Below are 21,685 nucleotides of genomic sequence, written 5' to 3' on the forward strand. Positions count from 1 at the left end.
CATATCGCCTGATCACCAAAACAGAAGCGTGGCCAAAAAACAAACATCCCGTCATTTTTTCCGAACCGGAGAAAACAGAAGAGGGGAGAGACATGCAGGTGAAACCGTTTTGTGAACGAAAACAGCCGGACGCGAGGATTTCAGAGAAAATGGTATCAGGCGGACAGCTCCATCAGAGCCGGATGCCGGGCCTGCGGCCGGTTTTGGACTGAAACGGAAAGAGACAGGATCCGGTAGCCGTCCTGAACATCGAAAAACCTGCCCACCCTCTTTCAGGCAGGCAGGAAAGAAAACAAAGGGAAGTCCGGATGGATTCCCATCCGGTTTGTCATGCATCAGAAGCTGTAGCGGATACCTCCACTGACCTGATAGGTGGTTCTGACCGGGTTGCCTGCTGTGGTTTCGACTTCTCCGTAGGCGGCGAAGTTTTTGTTGATGTTCCAGGTGCCGCCCAGTGCGAATTCTCCCCAGGTTCCTCCCATGTCTTCACTGTATTTGCGGCTGATTCCGTCCTTGCTTGCACGAATGTCGGATTCGGCTTCCCAGTCGTTCAATACACTGGCCTTGATGTAGGCGCTGCCGGTTTTTTCCGGAGAGACCCATCCGGCCGCGATGCCGAGACGGCCGACAAGGCTCTTGATGGCATCCTGACTGATTCTGACTCCATTGCTGGTTGTGTAGTCCGCACTGTCGAGGTGGCCGTACATCAATTCAGCCTGTGGTTCGAGATAGTAATTGGTGTTGGCGATGTTGAAGCGCCGTCCATATTCCACGGACAGGGACGTTCCGGAGGTGTGCATGCTGCCGTCCACTTTTTCTCCCCGTGTGTAATACAGATCGTAGTCGCTTTGGGTATGGTGGCGTTTCAGGGTCACATCGACGAATTGTCCGTCATCTCCCAGCCAGCTGCCATACAGACCGAAATTGTAGTTCTTGTCATCGGAGGAACCGTTTTTTCAGCGATCCGTCTCCGTCGGTATAGCTGGCTGTGGCACCGATCAGGAAATTGCCGATCCGGTGATCCGCACCGATCTGCAGGGTCTGGTAAGTGTTGTGCATGCTTTTGTATTCGCTTTGTCCGGCGATGGCTCTGGCCCACATGCCGGATGCCTGCGGCATGGTGCGCAAATCTCCCATGCGCTTGTCCATGTCATTCATCTGGCTGCGGAAAACCAGAAAATTGTTCTGTGCGATCTGGTGCAGTGAACCCATCACGCTGTTTGCGGATTCGGTTACTGCGGAAACGTTGCCGTCTTCATTGACCTGTGCGACAACCGCACCGGCGACATCCCCTTCCGCGACAGTCTGGGTCTGGGCCGCCCCTTGTGCCTGTATATTGCTTGCCAGTTGTGTTATGGCTGACGCGGTATCGGCACCCAGATCATCGGCGTTTATGCCCTGGTAGTTGACGGCAAGATGCGGTGCCCCTGCTGTTGAATCGACTTGTCCGACCTGCAGTTTCGCGCTGGTCAGCTTGCCATCTTCTTTTTTCTGCGCGGTTGCGTTGATGGTTCCACCTGTTCCGGACAGGTTGTCGACTTTGACTTCCTGTCCTGCCGTTTTGATGTTGATGACGCCGTCGTTCAAGTCAAGTTTGTTGAGGGCCTGTTCGTTCACTATTGCGGGACCCTCACTGTTTTCAATAACTGTCGGATTCCACTGTGCGCCATTGGATAGATTCAGGGTAATGCCCCGATTGACTTCGGTATAATTTGTGTTGTCCTTATTGGCTTCAGGATATTCTTTCAGAACATTGCCTGTCCATGATGAACCGGCTGTCGTCAGATTGATATTGACATTGGACTCGATAACATTGCCGCTATTGGCTGCGGAACCCGGCGTTGCGAAAGCGACATCGCCATTCAAGACGACCGTACCTGTTCCATCCTGATTGATATTGACAGTGGAATTGCCTCTCGTTTCAATGGCTCTTTGTGCATTGACTGTCAAATTGCCGTTGATCGTGAGTTGCCCGTTGGAAAGTGCTTCGATTCCGTTTGCTTTAGCATTGATAACCGTATCTTTGGCATTGATGGTAAGGGAAGATGCCCCTTCCGGTGCGATTGCTGTCTCTGTATTGTTTTGCACCCAGATACCATAATCACCGCCGGAAATCGTCAGTTTTTCGGTCTGGACATTTATCTGACCGCCCGTTAAAGCTACTAACCCGGTATCGGGTCCCGTCAGGTCAACCGTTTTGGTATTGCTGCCTCCCAACTTAACTACACCACCATTACTTGCTCTTATTGTCTCAGTGGTATCACTCGTCACGGTAATATCGCTGCCAAGAACGGTTGCTTCCTTACCTTGCTCACTCACTAAAATACCGTGCTTGCCCATCCCGTTAATCGCTACGGTATTGGCACTTTCCCCAATGGAAACCTGAGAATTCCCCATGTTGACGGATTGCTCTGTGCCATCAACCGTCACTGTTCCGATATCGTTTGCCATCGCTACATATGGCATCGCCGCGGCCAGAGCGGCGGCCAGTAATGTTTTCTTCATGTCTCGTTCCTTGTAAGCAATGAGGGCAAATATCTGCTAATACGCATTAAAAGAGCCGTTAATACGCATATGTGACAGTTAGAACGGTTGCAAGTATCTGTTTTTAAATATTTATGAATGTCTTTTCTTTTTATACGAAAGGCATTCCCTACTGGAAACGGACGATGAATTTCTTGCCTGTTTCCCAATTTTTTCCTGATATTTGATAGACTTGGCAGGGCATGAATGGAATATGAACCCTGATGGCGATGTCTTTTAATGCGTATTAACGGAAGTTCCGGAATGCAGATCGATGTTGTATGGATAAAACAGTCCGAACGGTTTTTGACTGTCGTTTCGTCTGCCAGAATGTCCTATCAGGCTTTCATGTCTGCCCTCTGATATTTGCCAGGGCATGGGAGAATATCAGCCGTTTTGCCATGCCTCGTGCAATCTTTCCCCAAGACCGGAACGCCTGACGGAATCGTTTTCCAGACTCTGCGTTAAAATGGTCCTGTCGGCCATGACCGTAATGGCCGTTTTCGCGCGGGTAATGCCGGTGTAAACCAGTTCCCGGCACAGGACACGGGAAAACTGCGCGGGCAACAGCAGGGCGACCGAATCGAATTCCGATCCCTGCGACTGGTGAACCGTCATCGCGAAAGAGGTTTCATGCTCGCCCAGCCGGGAAGGCGACACGGTCCTGAACGTTCCGTCCTCTTTCATGAACCAGACGGCCAGACGACCCGGGGCATCCGGAAGAACGATCCCGACATCGCCATTGAACAGGCCGTGGGAATAATCGTTTCGCCGGATCATGACCGGCCTGCCTGCAAACCAGCCGGAACCGGCAGCGTCCATTCCCCATCCGGTTCCGGATACGGTCTCCGCCATAGCCCGGGCGATCAGCCGATTGACCGCAGCGACGCCGCAGGGGCCTTCGCGCACGGCACAGAGAATACGGAACCGGTTGAACATGTCGAAAATCTTTCCGGCATCGTTTTCACCGTTCAACACGGAATCGAAATAGGGTGCGTACCAGTCCAGCAGGGTCTTTCTGAAATTCGCCATAACGGCCGGATCGGCCATGTCCAGCCATCGGACGGAACGGTCGTGGCTCGAACAGAGAAAATCGGCGGCGTCCGCAAGCCGGCGGGAACGGATGTCGGCGGCCAGCTTGCCGATTCCCGACGTTTCGCTGAAACGGTAATTGCGCGTCAGCCAGACGACACGGTTTTCAAGGGGCGTGCGTCCCGACAGGGAAGAAGGCACCGTATCCGGATGCAGCCCGGTCAATGTTTCCAGAGTAGCCAGACAGTCTCCGGTAAAAAACCGGCGGGAACCCAGTTCCGCGAAAACGGAACCGGCTTCGACCGCCGCCAGCTGATCCTTGTCGCCCAGAAGAACCACCCGGGCATGAGCGGGAACGGCATCGAAAAGACGCGCGGCCATGGCCAGATCGAGCATGGAAGCCTCATCGACGATCAGGGTATCCAGCGGCAGCGGATTGTCCGCATGGTATCGAACGGTCGCACCGTCGCCCGACATGCCAAGCAGGCGGTGAACCGTTTGCGCCTGTTTCGGCACCATCGGCTGCATGTGCAGCGGAAAGAACGCCGAGCGCTGCGAAATGGCGTCCAGCATGCGCATGGCGGCTTTCCCGGTAGGGGCGGCCAGCATGATCCGGTTCTGCGGGTCGGTTTCCAGCAGACAGGCCAAAAGGGAAGCGACCGTAGTGGTTTTGCCGGTTCCCGGCCCGCCGGATACAACGAGAAGCGGTTGTGCCAGTGCCAGCGCCACGGCGGTTTTCTGCCAGTTGACCGTTTCGCCGTTCTCGTGAGGGAACAGGGCATCCAGCAGAGGGCGGATACGTGCGGCATCGACCGGCCGGACTTCGCGCATGGCGGCCAGCCGCTGCGCCAGCATGTGTTCATAGTCGAAATAGCGGTGCAGATACAGCCGGTTGCCGTCATCCAGTACCAGCGGAGCGTTGCCGGGATCGCCGGCGGGAGCGACAACGCCGGACTCCAGCAGGGTCAGACGGAGCGTTTCCATGTCCGATCCACCCGGTTCGACAGTCATCTCTTCCAGCGGCAGGCAGGCATCTCCCGACGAGACCGCCAGACTGACGCGATATGCCGCCTCTTCCAGAAGGGCGCAAGCCGCCGCCCGATCCGTTACGGTATCCGCAAAAGCCCCGCCGTCTTTTGCCCAGGCCAGAACATGCCGGGCGAACGCACGGGCCAGCGTCTGTTCCGGTGTTTCGAAAAAGCGGGATGCCGTCATGCCTTTTTCTCCTTCTGCGCTCGTACCTGCTGTCCGAACAGCCGGTCTGCCGCCTCGATCACATGCCGTCCGGGCTTGTGGAAAAACACGCCGGAAGGAGAGCCGTCCGCTTGCCGCCACGCGGGGCGTACTCCCCGGACAAACAGATAAAACACGCCGCCGAAATGCCGGTCGTAGTCGTATTTTGGCATTCTCGACGCCAGATAACGGTGCAACGCGACCGTATAAAGCAAATATTGCCAGTGGTAACCGTGTTCCGTCATGGCCTGGTCAATTCTGGCGGTACAGTAATCTTCCTGCCGGTATCCGAGATGATTCGACTTCCAGTCCAGCAGCCAGAACCGGCCGTCCGCCTCGAAAACCAGATCGACGAAACCGTTCAGATATGCCGTCATGTCGTCAAAAACCAGTTGAGGTACGGCATAGCCGAACCGTTTCGCCAGCTGGTTCATTTTTCCGGCCGACAGGGGTGCCGACGAAAGGCAGAAAGGCCATTCCACCAGCTTGTGCCCGTTTTCCACCGTATTCAACATGATCCCTCCGGGCAGAGGTGTCGCCATGACATTTTCCAGCATGTCAAGCGCCATCGACTGGCAGGCATCCCCGGCGGTTTCCGGACGGAACGGAAACTGCCCGTCCACTTCCTGCGGATATCGCGACAGGGCGGTTCGGGCAGCCGCTTCCCATGTCGTCCTGTCGGTAAAATCGGCATGTTCGAACACGGCATGCAGACAGCTTCCGGCATAAGTGCCTTTCGGAAACAGCAGAATGTCATCCTCTTTCAGGAAAGCGGGGAGTTCCCCGCCGGATACCGGCGTTTCTCCGGTGGCTATCCGCTCGTCATGGTCGCCTGTTTCCGTTTCATCCACGGCATTGCGTATCAGACCGCTGAAACTGTTCATCCGCCAGCGGATGTCCAGCGTTTTCGCAAATGTTCTGGCCGACAGGATTTCCGTTTCTTTGTCGTTTTCGCCGACCGTCCGGTACACAGGGGAGGGCAGCCCGATCACCCGGATGTGCGGAGAGCGGGCTTCGAGCGCTTTCCAGGCATCGCCGATTTCCCCCGTTTCGGGCAGTAAAACCGTCTCCGCCTTTTTTCCGTTATTGCCCGAGAGCCAGTCTTCCGGAGAAAAGCCGTTTCCGGCCACCAGCCAGTTCAGAAGGCTTTTGCGCGACTGTGTGGCATTATTGCGGAACGTATAGCAGCCTGCCACCAGATAACAGCGATGGATCGCCCGTGTCAGCGCCACGTAAATCAGGCGCATCATTTCAGCTGCCTGTTCGGTGTTCATCCGTTTTTTGACGATCTGCCCGTCCGTTTCGGATAGCGGCCGGTAATCGATCACCGTTTCATCTCCGTCGTGATACTCGATTCCGTCTCCGCCTCTTCCCGCGTTTTTCGGCTGGTTGTCCCAGAGCAGGGGACAGAAAACAAAGGGGAATTCCAGTCCTTTGGAACGGTGCATGGTCATCACCTGAACCAGATTCCGGTCGGTTTCGAGCCGCAATTCCGCTTCTTCCGCACGGTGGTCGTTTTCGCGTTGCAAGGTGTACCAGCGCATCAGCGAATCCGGTGCGCTTTTCGATTCATCCTCCCGGCTGACGAGTTCGGCCAGATGCCGCAAATTGGTCACGCGCCGTTCCCCGTCAGGCAAGGCCAGCAACCGGGCTACCACTTTTTCCCGGTCGAAAAGCCAGCGCAACGCATAACCGGCCCCGTGACCCAGCCATGCCCGCCGATATTGTCCGAAACGTTCGAGAAGTCCGGACAGGCCCGCTTCATCATCGGCGAGCGCTTCGACGGCAGCCGAGTCCAGCCCCATCATTTCCGTCGAAACCGCCGCCATCAGAAGCGGTTCGTCTTCCGGCGTCATCATGGCATGCAGCACGCATTCCAGTTCCTGCGCCTCCCGGGAATGGAAAACGCTGTCCTGCGAAAACGATACACTGCCGATGCCACGGTTCACCAATGCCTCGCGTATTAGCGCCGCTTCATTGTGGCTCCGGACCAGAACGGCCATATCACCCGCGCCGACAGGCCGCCCGTCAAGCGTGCAGGTTCCGTTTCGGCCGGCCTGTATCAGGCGGGCGATTTCATCGGCTACCGCCTCGACAGACTGCCTGAGTGCATCGGACCGTGCGGGCGGTCCGTTTTCCGTCTCCGGCAGCATCCAGATACGCATGCTCTCCGTTTCCTTTCCGGCGTTACCGGATTCATCGCGCAAATGCGGCAAGGCACGGTTTCCCGACCGTACCGGCACGAAATCCAGACCATCCTGCATGAAGGCCCGTTCATTGACGGAAAACAGGGTATTGCAGGCATCGATCAGCCCGGGAACCGAACGGTGGTTTTCCATCAGCGTAAAACGGGCGTCAAGCCGTTTCCGGGCAGCCAGATACGTATGAAGATCGGCATTGCGGAAACTGTAAATAGCCTGTTTCGGATCGCCGACGAGAAAAACCGGCTTATCCGATTCCCCGTAAATAGCGGAAAAAATCGCGTACTGGAGCGGATCGGTATCCTGGAATTCGTCGATCAGCGCGGCAGGGAAGTGTTTTCTGACCGCTTCTGCCAGCCAGGGCATGTCCGGATCGTGCAACGCCTCGTAAAGATTGCACAGCATGTCGTCGAAAGCGATGGTGCGCCGTTCGCGCTTTTTTTCCTTCAGCGAATCCCCGGCTTCCGCCAGAAAACGTTTCAGCAGGCCATAACGGGCGGCTTCCAGTTCCGTTTCCACCTCCCGGCAGGTTTCGGCGAGCATCTCCGCCAGACGGAAAAACGGATGTTGCGGCATTTCCCGGTTTTTTCTCGTGCTTTTGGCCAGTTTCGAGGCGGTCATATGACCGGTCTTGTCCTTCTCGCCGATCATTGCCAGCGCATCGCCCGTGGCAAAAAGTCTGTCGAAAGCGGCGGCGGCACTATCGATATACGGTATCCGGTAACTTGTTTTGTTCAACGTACCGTCGGCGCATTTCTCTTTCAGCAGGGTCATTACCGTTTCTTTTTCCGCCGTCCAGCACGCCGACGCTTCTGCAAAAACGGTTTCCAGCCTGCCGATGGTCTCCTGTACCGTTTCTGCCTGTGCGGTATCGGCCGTATCGGGCCATTTCACGGTGGCCAGCGGCTTTTTCAGATGTTGCCGCAACTGTGTGGCCAGTCTGTCCGGAGTGAACCGTTTCTGTTCCAGCCAGCCCGAAAACGCGGGGGAGAACCGGCCGCCGGCAACATGCCGGCGCCAGAAATCGTTGACCGCTTCCTGTACCAGTTCCGAATCGTCCGTTTCCGCCTTTACGGCGAATGCCTGTCCCGAGGAAAAAGCCGAGAGGGCCAATGCCCGCTGGCAGAAACTGTGAATGGTGAAAATAGCCGCCTGATCGAACGAACAGAAAGCCAGCCGCAGAATGCCGGCCATGTCTTCACGAGTACGGCCTTCGGCAAAGAGCCGCTCCAGCAAGGCACTGGCGAATTCATCGCCGGTTGAAATCCCGCGTCCTTCCAGATATGCCAGTGCGGCGGCAATCCGGTTCCTGATGCGATCGCGCAATTCATCTGTCGCCGCCCGTGTGAAGGTCACGACCAGAATATCTTTCACTTCCAGCCGTTTTTCCAGCAAAAACCGCAGATAAAGACCGCCGATATTCCACGTCTTGCCCGTTCCGGCCGATGCCTCGACCAGTGTCCAGCCGTCCAGAGGACAGGAGAGTACGTCGAATTCATTCTCCTTCATGCGTTTCTCCTGTTTTATGCGCGAAAAACGGCCCGAAAACCCGTCCGGCCAGATCGGCGAATTCCCCGTCAACCGGATTGTCCACACCTCTCATCGCCAGACGGTTGAACACATCGTTTTCGCCATCGTTCGATTCCCGCCACATATCTGCCGCCTTGTCCAGACGATGGCCGTTACTGATATATTCCCATGCCGGACGTGGAAAAAAATGCAAGGGCCGGCAAAGCCCCGTCCGGTAGATCGCCACCAGATCACGCAACCGTTCCTCAGCATCTTCAACCGGCCCCAGTTCGGTTTTTTCATCCCGGAAATGCCAGACGGAACGACAGAGAATCCCCTCAGGCCGGCACGCATTCAGAAACAGGTGCCGGATCCATCCGTCCAGAAAATCCCAGGGAGAACCGTTGTCGTACCGGTACCGGACGAGTCCGTTTTCCCGCAAGCCGGTCAGGGTGCCTGACAATCGCCAGTATTCCCCTTCGAAATCGAATTCCAGTGTCCGGCCGACCGGCCCGGCCAGTCCGCTTTCCAGATCGGCCGACAGACTGCGTGCATAGGCACCCAGTGCCATCAGTTCGCTTTTCAGGCGGTCCGTCCCCAGATGTCCTGACGGAAACTCGTTGCCCGCCAGCGCCGCTTTCCCGATCCTGCCGGGAGAGATGTTTTCCAGATACAGCGGCAAAAGCCGGTCGGCCAGCTTGCGCCGTGCACTCCGGTCCACGACAAAAGGTTCATCCGCCGGCAAGTCCTCCTCCGTTCCCTGAAAACCGATTCCGAGCCGTCGCTGTAACAGATAGCGGGCAGGGTGGCGGAAAAAACGGATCAGATCGTCCAGTAAAACCTGTCGCCAGGATTCATCCGGCGCATGAAGCGCTTTCGTGAAAAACGGTAGCCCGGCATGGATGATTCTCTCATCCCCGTCGTTTTCATTATCGAAACCTTTTTCCGGGATTTTCGACGCAACTTCCTTTTTTGACTGGATTTTTCCGATACCGGCATTTAAGGCCGCACACAGATCGGAACGGAAACTGGCCAGCCGTTCCCCACCTTTTCCATTGAAGTAAGCGGCCGAAAACGGCTGGAGCGGATGTTCGGTGACCAGACGGTCGTACGCTGTTTTCAGGCTTTTCTCATCGGGACTTTCCGCCATCGCGGGAACCAGAACATCCAGCAATTCGGCGATCAGCACCGAAGGCGGCCTGACGGAATTGTCCCGGATGTTTTTTCCCGAATATCCCAGATACAGACTCTTGCGTGCCGACAGTACCAGATCGAGAAACACGTTCCTGTCCGTATCGCGCAGCAACCGGTCGTTTTTGCGGGGCGCCAGCTGGATCAGATCGAATTCTTCCGGCCGCACGTCGGCCGGATAAATCCCGTCGTTCAGCCCGATCGCGAATACATGATCAAAGGGCAAACCGCGCAGACTGTCCATCGGCGCGAATGTCACGGCGCCAGCCGGAACGCTTCCTTCCCCCGCGCCTTCCAGCGCCCGTTCCAGTGCATGGCGGGCGATAGCAAACCCCGTTTCGAACGTATCGGACGCTTCCGCCATGATCTCATGCAGTCTGGCGATCCGCGAGCGGACTTCCCGGTCGGCATCCAGCGTCTCAGGCGTCACCGTCACGAAAGTATCCAGCACATCGCACCAGCACTGCATCCAGCCAGCAGGCGTTCTGGCCGGAGACAGATCGCGTTTCAGTTGCCGGACGGCTTCGACAAACCGCCACAGCTGGCCCAGAGCGGCCGAACGGGAACCCGAAGCATGTCCCGCCGGCAAGCGGCCATCGACCGGCAACCGTTTCCTGTCAGGCAGCGCGTAGGCCAGAAACAACCTGTGCAGCCCGTCATGAAAAGTGTGGCTGTCGTCTGGCGGCAGATCGAATTCCTCCTTGTGGGAACCGTCCAGTGCCCAGCAGATACCGGCATCGTCCAGCCAGCGGCGAAGCGTTTTCAGATCGTCGCCGAAACCGAACGTGGTGCCGATTTCCGGCAGCATCAGCACATCCATCACCCCGGTCGCCGAAAAACGGGAAGACGCCAGCGACAGTACATCGAGCAGGGCATGTGCCACCGGGTTGATACGGCTGTTCCGGCGACCGGTAATGACATAAGGAATGCGCGTACCCGAACCGCTGTGGCTGAAAACCGCCTCGATCATCGGAGCCGCTTCATCCAGATCGGGCATCACGACCAGAACATCCGAAGGATCGGGAGAATCTTCCGAAGCGAAGCGCCTCAACAGCTGGTCGTGCAGGATTTCGATTTCCCGCATCAGCGAATGTGCCACATGGATTTCCATACTGCCGTCTTCCCCGAGATGCGACAGGGAACCGGGTTCCGGTTCCGCCAGATCCAGAATGGCATCCTGTATATGCGAGAGAACCGTTTCAGGCTGCCCGGCTTGTGCAGTGGAAACGAAGCCGTCGTTTTCCCGCCCGAACGGTTCCAGTTGCGTCAGCATCAGATCGAGCGTGGCACGGTTCTGTTTTCCCCAGGAAGCGAGCAGGCGGTTGCCGGTTTCGTGATAAAGATCCTGCTGGCGGTTGGCCAGCCACGCCAGCCGTCTGCTGTCGACGATCTCGAACCAGTATTCCCTGCACGGATTGATGACATACAGTTCAATATCCACCCACTTGCCCAGTCGGCGAAGCATTTCGATATACTGCGGCGCGACGGACGGTTCACAAAAAAGGTGCACCCGCTTCGGCAAGCGGGCCGCCGCCTTTTCGCCGTCCTGATCCAGTATCGAGAAAAAACGTGCGACAGGATCGCGCTCGAGCGTTCCGGTTTCTTCCGCGATTTTCCGCCACAAGGCAGCCTGCCAGGCCTGATCGTCCCGTGCCGCCGCCTGTCTCGGATGGTCATGCCGGACAATATCGGCCATTTCCCCGCCAGCCCAGACTTCCAGCCATTCCGGCCGGTAAAGCACATATCGCTCGAAAAGCGCCGCCACCCGGCAAGCGAGATCGAAACGCATGACGTCGTCACAGCGTGCGAGATACGCCGCCAGTCTCGGATATGCCTTTGCAAAACCGGGTTCCTCGAGAAACCGCAGGATCCGCCAGGACAGGACAGAGGAAGAAAAAGGCGACGTCTCGCCGACCTCGACCAGCGATCCGATCTGCTGCCAGAGCCATTGCGCCAGAAACGGGAATGTCACATTGGCGCACACACCATACATATCGGCAATGGCCAGCATCAGTTTCCGTTTCACGGCGGCGCTGGGCACAATCACCTGATCCGGCGTGAAAACGGAAGCCGGACGCTCTGCCAGATTTTCGCAAAGCATCTGCAACAGGACTTCAAAACGGTTGGACTGGTTCAGGTTCAGCATGCAGAAAAAAGACCGGAAAAGGATAGCTGAGAAAAGAATAAGCAGAAGCCGGACCGGATATCTCCCGAATCCACAGGAAAAATATTATAACGTACCGTCCGTGAAACGACTGCGAAAGGGACAACGGAGGCAAAAAAGGAAAAAATGTCCATTTTGAAACGGGCGTTTGCCGAGTCGCCGGAAAAAACAGAAGGAAACAGAAAATTTGCTAAAAAGAAACGACTACTAAGAAGTATTAATAGATGTCCCGAAAAAAATAAACCCTATAAGTTTCAAAGATTAATACTTTTTCAAGTATTTGTTAATACGGAACTTTGCGGTAATGAACATATGAGAAAGCATTAACTTGTTGATTGTAAAAAATTTTTTTGCAATTAAGATCTGTTAATACTTCTTAACAGACATAAAATGCACACCAATTTTCCTCCACGGTGCCAAATGACAGTACTGGCTGCTGCACTTTGTTTCACTTTTCCCATGACTTCTGCAGAAAATATTACTGGAAATTCAGGTAGTACGTCTTTTACAGGTTCAACTTATGAATTAAGTGGAAACATAACCGCTTCAATGACTTACAATTATGCAAATAATAACAAGGGTATTTTTTCTTCTTCGGAGAGCACCCAAACTGTCAGCGGTACAGACGACGGTCTGAAAATCACTGCCAAGGGCGGTACCGTATTTCTGGCAAAAGGAAACAATCAGACTATTGATTTCTCACAGTCAAAAAATGTAGTGATTTTCTCGGAAACCGGGAAAATTTTTCAGGTGACGGGAAATGGGCAGGAAGACGAAAACCGCAATACTGTCCAAAAAATCACAGGATACTTTGATAAATTACATGCCAACGATACCGGCAGATTCGGAATTATGGCCGGTATTGCAGGTCCATCGGGTGCAGTTATCCATAATAATGCCGGTATCCAGTTTCTGGGAAATTCTGCAAATGATCCTGCCGGCACTATCAGATTGATCAGTACCGAGTCCAATGCTGCAAACAAACGTGGTACGGCCATTTTCAATTTCGGATCCAATGTCTCGAATCTGGGTATCCAGAGAATTTTTATGCCAGTCGGCCAAATCGGGGAAGCAAACAGTCCTTTTGTTTTCGGTATCGTCGATGTTTACGGCAAGGAACAGTATATTCATGAGATAGGCAGTCTCTACGCTTCAGATATAGGTGTTGCTTCGGGAACGTTTTCAATGACGTCCGATAGCGGTACACAAATCATCCATTCCATCGATTCAATTAACATCGGCAATACAAACGGATCTTTGGGCTATGGCTATGGTCTGCATGGTATTTACAACTGGAGTGACAGTGGAGCGATACTGGACGGTAACCGGCATATCGGTTCACAATATGTCGGTATCACGAAAAACATCACTGTCACGAGCAATAACGCAGAAAACGCTTTCGGGATCAACAACCGTGGTGGTGAACAGGTCATCGAAGCCAAACCCGGAAATCCGGATGAAAGCGTCCGTATCAGCGCAAGCGCTCCCAAAGCACAAGCCTTTTCGGTACTTGTCTCTCCCATCCTGAGTGGAACATCATCGTTTGACACCTTTACCTTTTTGAAAGGAAATTTCAGTATTGATGCAGGCGATATTCTGGTTCAGAACAATTGTGCAGAAGGGATGTGTACATCGTCATCCCTTTACCTTGTTCAGGATACCCGGGCTGCCGGGAATACTTTGACACTGAATGATGATGTCGGTATACAGATCAGAAAAGGACAGAACGATGGCGACACACTCACGACATCCCTGACACTGGGAGATGATCACAAGCAGGAAGACAAGGGATACAACATCCGGCTTGGAAAGAACAGTTATATAAACGACCAGGGTATTTTCCGTGGAAAAGGTATTGTTGCTGCTAAATTCGATAAAGCGGCCTTCAATTCCGCAATGGCTCTGGGCGATGAAGGAAGAGGTCATGGAATTGTCAGCGGTGGCGTTCTCCTGAAAAATGTGGAAAAGACTCTGGGAGGCAGCAACTCCCATCTGGATGTGCAAATTCCGATCACCGCTGATGATGTTCCCGATGAGAAGGAAGCCCGCAAGATCATGCGTTCGGCCGTCAACAATATTTTTGTCAACAAAGGCGTCGAGAACATTCGGGAACGAATCGATCTCGAAAAATGGGAAGACGAAAAAGGGGTATACGAGAAATACAAGTATGTCGCAGGGAAAGTCTATATCAATGAAGGCAAAATCAGCGGCGGCTACGAGGAAGAGTATTATTTTGACGACCCGGAACTCGTTGGAAATCAGAACAATATCAGAGACCATCTCGACGACAAGGCCGTTTTGACCATGCTTCCGACAGACGGAGCGGTGACCGGTGAAAATGGTGTCTTTGTTTCCATGACGCCAGAAGGCAAGCAGATTTCTTTGCCATTGACGTCAACAGGTACAACGTACCGCGCCATCTACAAGGAAATTCCCGAAGATCCCTCAGAAAATAATAAAGATCCGGATACTCCGGGAAGCGGAAGCGATACGAATGAGGGAGCGGGAGAAGGTTCCGGCAGCATGATTACCGGCCCTGGTACTGCTAAACCGCTTCCCCCTCCCAAAGCGCTTGCCATACAGGACGGAAAGCTCTGTCTTGACGGCAAGCCTCTGACGGTTGACGAGAATGGCAATTTCCGTGATCCGGATGGCAAACCCGTTGATGTGGAAGTCACAACGGACAATGCAAAGGCGATCTATGCTTGGGAAGGGGAAATCGGAGAAAAGATCTTTGAGGAAACGGTCAAGGAAAAAGAACCATCTTCAACCGTCAATACGATTGATTCCGCGGCCATCACGGATTATTACCTGTGGCGTATGGAAAACGAAACCCTTTATCAGCGAATGGGGGAAGTGAGGGACCGGTCTGACCTTGAAGGCAGCTGGGTCCGTATTCTGGGAGGAAGGAATACTCTGAATAAAGGAAAACATTATTTCAAACATGAGTATTATGGAATCCAGTTGGGGCTGGATCAGGTGTTCAACAAGGAAGATGGAGGCAAGTGGATATTGGGAGGAGGCCTTACTTATACACATGGCGAGACCGACTTGCGCAATGGCGGCGACGGCAAGAACTGGCTTGGCAGCATTTCCCTGTATGGTGTCCGCAAATTTGACGATGGCGGCTATATAGACCTTATTGTGAAGGCAAGCAAAATCAATCATGACTACAAAGCGGTCAGCGATCAGAGGCGTTATATTTCCCGTGGCAAATACCATACTTATGCACTTCAGGCCAGTGTGGAAGCCGGAAAAAAGTTCATGCTCAATGACAAATGGTATCTCGATCCCCAGTGGCAACTGAGTTATGGACATATCAAAGGTTCCGGCTATCGAACGGATTCGGAAATCAATGTTCATATTGATGGTCTTGACAGTCTGATTGGCCGTGCCGGTCTGTCGCTCGGCAGAGAAACCCGGGAAGGCAGTGCATTCATCAAAGTCGATGCCCTGAGAGAGTTCACGGCTGAACATAAGGCCCGTTATTCACTGGATAACGGCGCAAGAAACAGTAGCCAGATCGATCTCAAGGATACCTGGGGAGAAATCACGGTAGGCGGAACTTACAATTTCCGCAAGGATACGTATGGTTTTGCACAAATCAAACGTTCCTTTGCCGCTGATGTCGAACAGGAATACAGAGCCGATATCGGTATTCGTTACATTTTCTAAATTATTCGGAAAAGGGCGGAAACGCCCTTTGTCAAAGGTATTTTCATGAAACACCAGATTGTATTGTCAGTTCTTCTTGCCTCTTTTTCCATTTTTTCCTGTGCACAGGAAACCGTGCAATCGGAACTTCGACCGGTTCCGGCCGAACGCATACATACCCATATTTTACCGGCAGAAAATACAGCGGTCGTTACCTTCGAGAGCCGTAATGTGACGGGACCATGCGACATGGGACTGTGGATAGACGGCAAACTGGCCGCTGTATTCCATGCACACGAAACATGGAAAATCCCTCTTGCGGAAGGCGAAAGGGAACTGAGGCTCTCATGGGCACCTGTCGAAGAAGAAAAAAGGAAAGCAGTACAAAAAGAAAAGGGAAAATATTGCCTCAAGAATCATCCGGAACAACAGGGAACTGTCAGAAAAATCAGGATAACAAAAAATATACCTCGAACGTTTGTGTTGAGAACCAACAGGGGATATCTCTTCAAAATCATGCCGAAGGAAGAAGAAAAGGTATCTTCACGTGTCCTTCAATCATTTTGACCTGTACTTTTTTTCGACGATAAAAAGGAACCTCCACATAGTTCCGGAGGTTCCTGTCAGAAAATTATCATTTACCCTTTCTATTCCGGGTATCGCCGGATCATGGTTTCGGCAGTTCTTCCGGTAAATGATTGCCTGCAATCATGCACCCGTAATCGTATCCGCTCATGTAACGGAAGTTATACCGTAATGCTTCTTCAAAATATCACCTAATGGCCGTATTGATCCGGGACTCGCCCATGCTGCGGGATTAACCGAAGTCAAAAAAGTGACAGCAAATGCCACTCATACATTTCCTGCATGTGCATCGCAAAATATCTCCCTGAAAAATGGTTGAAAAGATTTCAATCAAAAAATGGAAAGACGAGACATGAAAATGGCGCATCGGTACAGCGTGTTTACACAGTTTTTTTCATTTCATGGCAGTCCGCAAGACAGCATGAACGGATTTTCAGTCAGTTGAAGATCTTTCTGCCTGTTCGACACATCACTACTTGGCAAATGAAAACGGAAAAATGAAAAAATATACTATAAAAACGCAAAAATATACCATTATCATCATCTGTCAAGTGGTAAGGTAGCGCCTTTGGAAATCCTGTGGCCGTCCCTGACGTTTCAGCGCCGGCCTGTTTCACCCGTTGACCGGATCTGACTGAACATGCTTGCCATCGCCAATATCGTCCTGCCGATTTTCGCTCTCATTATCGCAGGCTATTTCCTGAGGCGGAAGAATATTTTGAGCGTAAACGCCTGTACCGAACTGAACCGCTATGTCGTCTGGCTGGCACTGCCCGCGCTCATGATCGACGTCATGATCAACAGTTCATGGTCCGAGCTGTACCAGCCCGAATTCTTCTACGCGTTCGAACTGGGGGTTTTCATCATCTTTTTCGGGGTGCTCGCCTTTCACTGGCTGAAAACGAAAAATCTGGCCAATGCCACCGTCGATGCCACATCCGCTTCCTATGCCAACACCGGTTTCATCGGGTTGCCTCTCTGTGCGCTGACCTTCGGCGCCGACAAGCTGGGGCCGGCGATGATTGCCGCTATTTTGACCGTATCCGCCAATTTCGCTGTTTCCATCATCTTTATCGAAGCCAGTTCGCAATCGGGAAAAAGTCTCTGGATCACTCTCAGAAACGTCGCCGTTTCATTGTGCAAAAATCCGTTGATCGTCGCTCCGGTCATCGCCGGTATCCTCTGCGCCAGTGGCGTGCAACTGCCTTACGGCGCGGCCCAGTCGATCAGGCTGCTCGGTGCATCGGCCAGTCCATGCGCACTGGTCGCCACGGGCCTGTTTCTGGCACAGCGTCAGGAAAGCACCAGCCCGGTCATTGCGATCGAACTGGTCGTTTTCAAACTCGTCATCCAGCCACTGATCGTCTGGTATCTGGCTTTCCAGGTCTTCACCATGCCGCCGCTCTGGGCCAAATCCGCCGTCATCCTCTCGGCTCTTCCGACCGGCACCGGCCCGTTCATGCTGGCCGAGCTTTACGGCAAGGGCGGGGGAATCGCCTCACGCACGATTTTCCTTTCCACCGTACTGGGAATCGTGACCCTGTCCATCTGCCTGACGATCCTGCAAGCGTGACAGATATTCCTTCCGAAACTGGAGAGGCGTCTTGCCGGCATGGCGGCGGAATGCTTTCGTCAAATGGCTGGCGTCGGAAAAACCGTACTTCCAGGCGATTTCCTTGATGCTTGACGCCGTATTGGCCAGTTCGTTTTCAACCGCCCGCATACGGCACCGGGCGATATACCGGGCCAGATTCTCCTGGAAATGCCGCCGGAAATAGCGTCCCAGATAATGCCTCGAAAAATGGAATGTCTCGCAAAGCGCTTCCGTCGTGAGCCGTTCCGGCTGGCCGATATGCCGCTGGATATAAGGGAGCAGCCAGGCAATCCTTTCCGAAGGCGGCGTTCCGGCCGCGGGCAGGACACTTGCGGCCAGATTGCGTGCCGTCATCAACAGGGCGGAAACCGACCATTGCAAAAGCAGTTCGCCGGAATACATGCCGGGATTTTCCTTTTCCCGCCATATCAGCAAAAACAGCGCACGGATCCGTCGGGCATCTTCCCCGGAAACACTCACCGGCCGTGAATCGCCCGGCATGGTCAGAAACGGTTCTGCCGCACTGCCGAGATAATCCGCGATCGCCTGCCGGGTGAAACGGAGGAAAACGAAACGTGAAACCGTTTCCACATTGTACCGGTGCGTCGTTTCGGGATGGATCAGAAAAAGCGTGCCGGGCCGGTAACTCACGTCTTCGCCGAATGCAGTCAGGCACCCGGTTCCGGAAAGGACATAACCGAGTTCGAAAAAAGAATGCTGGTGGACGCCCGACAGGAAAACGGTCCGTTCGGTCACCAGAATTTCAAAAGGCTGATAGAGATTTTCCTTCCACATGATGAAATTCTGGCACAAAAAACGAACGGGCGGTTCAACTGTTTCACACCAGCTGCCATATCCCTTTTTCCATGCGCAGCCGGTACCGGAAATGAAATGCCCCGTCCTATCCAAAACGTCCGTCTGCCGCCGGATGATCCGGCTGACGGAAACGGTGTTCCCTCCGGAACTGGAGAGGCGTTTTACCGGTATGGCGGCGAAACACTTTCGCTAGGTGACTGGCGTCGGCAAAGCCGAGTTTCCAGGCGATTTCCTTCACACTCCGCGCTGAATTGAGCAGTTCGTTTTCAACTGCCCGCAGGCGGCAGCGGGTGATATAGCTGCCGAGGTTTTCCTGATAATGCCGCCGGAAGTAGCGCCCCAGATAGTGTTTCGAAAAATGGAACACTTCGCAAAGCGCTTCCGTCGTCAGCCGTTCAGGCTGGCCGATATGCCGCTGGATATAGGGGAGCAGCCAGACCAGTCTTCCCGCCGGCGACACTCCGGCATCGGGCAGTGTCCGTGCCGCCAGATTGCGTGCCACGATCAGCAGGGCGGAAACCGACCATTGCCGCAGAACGTCGCTGCAAGAAAGACCGGGTTTTTCCCTTTCCATCCAGATCAGCCGGAAAAGTCCCTGTATCTTGCCGGCATCGTCTTCATGCAATTGAAGCGGATCCGGTTCTTTCTGTGCGGAGAGAAACGGTTCGGCCAACATGCCGGTGCAATCGGCAACCGCCTGTTGGGTAAACCGCAAAAACACGAAACGCGAGACGGTTTCCACAACGAAGCGGTGCGCCGTTTCCGGACGGATCAGAAAAAGATCGCCCGGCTGGTATGTGACTTCGCGCCCGAAGGCGGACAGGCGGCCCGTTCCGGAAACGATATAGACCAGCTCGAAAAAGGTATGCCGATGAACGTCCACAGGAAAAACGGCCCGTTCACGAATCAGGATTTCAAATGGTTCATAAAGATTTTCGATCCACATGGCAGAAACATACTATAAAAACGCAAAAACAGACCACTTCTTCACCTGTGGTAATGCTAATTTTGGCAAACCGATACACTTTCATGAAAAGGATTGCATCATGACCGGTTTTCAGAATTCATACGGACGGCTGGCGAGGTTTTACCGCACGCTGGCCATGTCGCTCGCACTGATCTCGTCCGGCATGGCTCTCGCGGCCGCCGCCGGTGAAACCGTCCCGGACAAAAACGGAAAACTGGCGAATAAAGTGGCGCTCATAACCGGTGCCGGATCAGGCATGGGGCGGGAAATCGCCCTCCTGTTCGCCAAAGAGGGGGCTGCCGTCGTCGTGGCGGACATCGACGGAATTTCGGCCGGAAAAACCGCAGAAACCATCCGCAACGCACGGGGACAGGCACTGGCCGTCACCGCCGATGTCGCCCGCGAACAGGACGTCTCCCGCATGGTCGATACAACCGTATCGACATACGGCCGGCTCGACATTCTCGTCAACAATGCCGGCATTTTCGACATGCTGGTGCCGGCGGGCGAAGTCACCGACGAATTGTGGGACAGGGTTATCGCCACCAACCTGACCGGCCCCATGCGCGTCATCCGCAAAACACTTCCCGTCTTCGAAAAACAGAACGGCGGCGTCATCGTCAATACCGCTTCCATTGCCGGCTATACGGGCGCAAGGGGAGGCGGCGCGGCTTATATCGCCTCCAAACACGGCGTTATCGGCCTGACAAAAAACGTGGCGTTCAACTACAAGGACAAGAACATCCGCTGCAATGCCGTCGCACCGGGCAGGGTGGAAACCGGCATCCGGGCAAACAGTGAAAAGCTGGCCAGATCGCAAACCCTGCACGACGTGACCATCTCCCGCTGGAAAGACATCGAAAACGCCGTAACGGCCGGCTATGTCACCAACCGGCGCAAGGCTTCTCCGGACGAGATCGCCAAAGCCGTCCTGTTTCTGGCTTCCGATGATGCCTCGTTCGTCAACGGCTCCATTTTGACGGTCGATGGCGCATGGACCGCCTATTGATGGTATAGTCCATTCCCGTCCGAAAAAGCAAACTTCCCGAACGGAAATCATGAATCTGGAAAAACTGACCGGCCATGCCGCCATGTTCGGCGCCAATTCCATGTGGGGCATCATGTCGCCGGTTTCCAAAATGGTCATGGCCGGCGGTGCCGTTACCCCGATGGTTATGACCGACTGCCGGGTTTTGGGGGCCGCCGTTCTTTTCTGGACGCTCTCCCTTTTCCTGAAAAGGGATCCCGTATCATGGAAAGACCTGCTGTTGTTGCTGCTGGCCTCGCAATTCGCCATCGTGTTCAACCAGGGCTCGTTCATTTTCGGCGTCAGCCTGACATCGCCGATCGACGCTTCCATCATCACAACCAGCCTGCCGATCCTGACCCTGATTCTTTCCGCCTTTTTCCTGAAAGAACCGGTCACGGGCAGAAAAATCACCGGAATCGTTTTCGGAGCCACCGGCGCCATTCTTCTGGTATTTGGCGGCCAGCAGGTTTCCGCAGGAAACGGAAGCAACATCTGGGGGGATTTGCTGATCCTGACCGCCCAGCTCAGCTTCTCCATTTATCTCATTTTCTTCAGAGGCCTGATTGGCCGGTATTCTCCGATCACCATCATGAAGTGGATGTTCACCGGTTCGTCACTTTCCCTTCTGCCGTTTACCTGGGACAAAATGCTGGCTACAGACTGGGCGGCACTGGAATGGCATTTCATCGCCGGTATCGCCTTTGTGGTCGCCGGCGGAACATTCATCAGCTATCTTTTGATGTCTGTCGGACAGAAACGCCTGCGGCCGACTGCCGTCAGTATCTACAATTACGTCCAGCCGATGGCGGCCAGTGTCGTGGCCGTCATGTGGGGCATGGATTCATTCACGCTGATGAAAACGGTCGCCGTCGCTTTCATTTTCACCGGCGTCTTTCTCGTGACGCAAAACCGCAACCGCCTGCAAGCGGAAAAAGCCGTCGAACAGCACAAAAAGGGCAAAACACCGACATGATCTCCCCGTTTCACTGCGGGAAAAACCGTTTGACCTTGCCTCCTGTTCTGTTCGGCTGCGGGCAGCAAGATTTCATGTAACGTTTTTGGCTGACGAAGCGGACAGTGTTTTGCCAAAATACCGGACAAATCCATTTTCCGCGGAAAACAGGGTAACGGGAGAAAATGAAACATCGCGGCCGGCCGGAACGGAAAAAACCGTCAGCCATTGCAC

The 21,685-nt window shown here is 54.0% G+C and carries 12 protein-coding genes; 5 read left to right on the forward strand and 7 right to left on the reverse strand.

What is annotated here, in order from left to right:
• Nucleotides 1-335 precede the first annotated feature (335 nt).
• The 5 genes from NB647_RS06340 to recC all read right to left on the reverse strand — a co-directional run bounded on the left by NB647_RS06340 (nt 336) and on the right by recC (nt 11,835).
• On the reverse strand, nt 336-917 hold the full coding sequence (locus NB647_RS06340; RefSeq protein ID WP_332880343.1) for an autotransporter outer membrane beta-barrel domain-containing protein: 582 nt from the start codon (nt 915-917) through the stop codon (nt 336-338).
• A 19-nt stretch (nt 918-936) separates the two neighbouring features.
• Complete coding sequence (locus tag NB647_RS06345) at nt 937-2,505, reverse strand: autotransporter outer membrane beta-barrel domain-containing protein (protein ID WP_269282457.1); 1,569 nt, start codon at nt 2,503-2,505, stop codon at nt 937-939.
• Between the two features lie 405 nt (nt 2,506-2,910).
• The gene (gene recD, locus NB647_RS06350) at nt 2,911-4,770 is read right to left on the reverse strand and encodes an exodeoxyribonuclease V subunit alpha (RefSeq protein ID WP_269282459.1); all 1,860 of its coding nucleotides are present in this window, start codon (nt 4,768-4,770) and stop codon (nt 2,911-2,913) included.
• Nucleotides 4,767-8,498: an exodeoxyribonuclease V subunit beta gene (recB, locus tag NB647_RS06355; RefSeq protein WP_269282461.1), complete on the reverse strand. Its 3,732-nt coding sequence runs from the start codon at nt 8,496-8,498 to the stop codon at nt 4,767-4,769. The genes recD and recB overlap by 4 nt, the downstream gene beginning before the upstream one ends.
• Nucleotides 8,485-11,835, reverse strand: coding sequence for an exodeoxyribonuclease V subunit gamma (recC, locus tag NB647_RS06360; RefSeq protein WP_269282463.1), 3,351 nt, complete (start codon nt 11,833-11,835; stop codon nt 8,485-8,487). Before recC ends, recB begins: the two co-directional genes overlap by 14 nt.
• A gap of 567 nt (nt 11,836-12,402) precedes the next feature.
• Here recC and NB647_RS06365 point away from each other — a divergent pair.
• The 3 genes from NB647_RS06365 to NB647_RS06375 all read left to right on the forward strand — a co-directional run bounded on the left by NB647_RS06365 (nt 12,403) and on the right by NB647_RS06375 (nt 17,665).
• Nucleotides 12,403-15,528 carry an autotransporter outer membrane beta-barrel domain-containing protein gene (locus tag NB647_RS06365; RefSeq protein WP_269282465.1) on the forward strand — a complete coding sequence of 1,042 codons (3,126 nt, stop codon included), beginning with the start codon at nt 12,403-12,405 and terminating at the stop codon, nt 15,526-15,528.
• A 45-nt stretch (nt 15,529-15,573) separates the two neighbouring features.
• On the forward strand, nt 15,574-16,074 hold the full coding sequence (locus tag NB647_RS06370) for a hypothetical protein (RefSeq protein ID WP_269282466.1): 501 nt from the start codon (nt 15,574-15,576) through the stop codon (nt 16,072-16,074).
• A gap of 658 nt (nt 16,075-16,732) precedes the next feature.
• Nucleotides 16,733-17,665, forward strand: a complete 933-nt coding sequence (locus NB647_RS06375) for an AEC family transporter (RefSeq protein WP_269282468.1) — start codon at nt 16,733-16,735, stop codon at nt 17,663-17,665.
• Here NB647_RS06375 and NB647_RS06380 read toward each other — a convergent pair.
• Complete coding sequence (locus NB647_RS06380; RefSeq protein ID WP_269282470.1) at nt 17,591-18,481, reverse strand: AraC family transcriptional regulator; 891 nt, start codon at nt 18,479-18,481, stop codon at nt 17,591-17,593. The two genes, NB647_RS06375 and NB647_RS06380, sit on opposite strands and share 75 nt — an antisense overlap.
• 106 nt (nt 18,482-18,587) lie before the next feature.
• Complete coding sequence (locus NB647_RS06385; RefSeq protein ID WP_269263774.1) at nt 18,588-19,448, reverse strand: helix-turn-helix transcriptional regulator; 861 nt, start codon at nt 19,446-19,448, stop codon at nt 18,588-18,590.
• 100 nt (nt 19,449-19,548) lie between these two features.
• Between NB647_RS06385 and NB647_RS06390 the strand changes: the two genes are divergently transcribed.
• The gene (locus NB647_RS06390) at nt 19,549-20,478 is read left to right on the forward strand and encodes a glucose 1-dehydrogenase (protein ID WP_269282472.1); all 930 of its coding nucleotides are present in this window, start codon (nt 19,549-19,551) and stop codon (nt 20,476-20,478) included.
• Between the two features lie 49 nt (nt 20,479-20,527).
• Complete coding sequence (locus NB647_RS06395) at nt 20,528-21,472, forward strand: DMT family transporter (RefSeq protein ID WP_269263776.1); 945 nt, start codon at nt 20,528-20,530, stop codon at nt 21,470-21,472.
• The last annotated feature ends 213 nt before the right edge of the window (nt 21,473-21,685 follow it).

The sequence above is a fragment of the Oxalobacter aliiformigenes genome, assembly GCF_027116575.1.
Taxonomy (GTDB): domain Bacteria; phylum Pseudomonadota; class Gammaproteobacteria; order Burkholderiales; family Burkholderiaceae_D; genus Oxalobacter; species Oxalobacter aliiformigenes.

Excerpts from the sequence above, each read along its gene's own strand:
- NB647_RS06370 (WP_269282466.1), top strand. The coding sequence starts at position 15,574 with ATGAAACACCAGATTGTATTGTCAGTTCTTCTTGCCTCTTTTTCCATT.
- recC (WP_269282463.1), bottom strand. The coding sequence starts at position 11,835 with ATGCTGAACCTGAACCAGTCCAACCGTTTTGAAGTCCTGTTGCAGATG.
- NB647_RS06395 (WP_269263776.1), top strand. The coding sequence starts at position 20,528 with ATGAATCTGGAAAAACTGACCGGCCATGCCGCCATGTTCGGCGCCAAT.
- NB647_RS06375 (WP_269282468.1), top strand. The coding sequence starts at position 16,733 with ATGCTTGCCATCGCCAATATCGTCCTGCCGATTTTCGCTCTCATTATC.
- NB647_RS06365 (WP_269282465.1), top strand. The coding sequence starts at position 12,403 with ATGACTTACAATTATGCAAATAATAACAAGGGTATTTTTTCTTCTTCG.
- NB647_RS06385 (WP_269263774.1), bottom strand. The coding sequence starts at position 19,448 with ATGTGGATCGAAAATCTTTATGAACCATTTGAAATCCTGATTCGTGAA.
- recB (WP_269282461.1), bottom strand. The coding sequence starts at position 8,498 with ATGAAGGAGAATGAATTCGACGTACTCTCCTGTCCTCTGGACGGCTGG.
- NB647_RS06380 (WP_269282470.1), bottom strand. The coding sequence starts at position 18,481 with ATGTGGAAGGAAAATCTCTATCAGCCTTTTGAAATTCTGGTGACCGAA.
- NB647_RS06390 (WP_269282472.1), top strand. The coding sequence starts at position 19,549 with ATGACCGGTTTTCAGAATTCATACGGACGGCTGGCGAGGTTTTACCGC.
- NB647_RS06345 (WP_269282457.1), bottom strand. The coding sequence starts at position 2,505 with ATGAAGAAAACATTACTGGCCGCCGCTCTGGCCGCGGCGATGCCATAT.
- recD (WP_269282459.1), bottom strand. The coding sequence starts at position 4,770 with ATGACGGCATCCCGCTTTTTCGAAACACCGGAACAGACGCTGGCCCGT.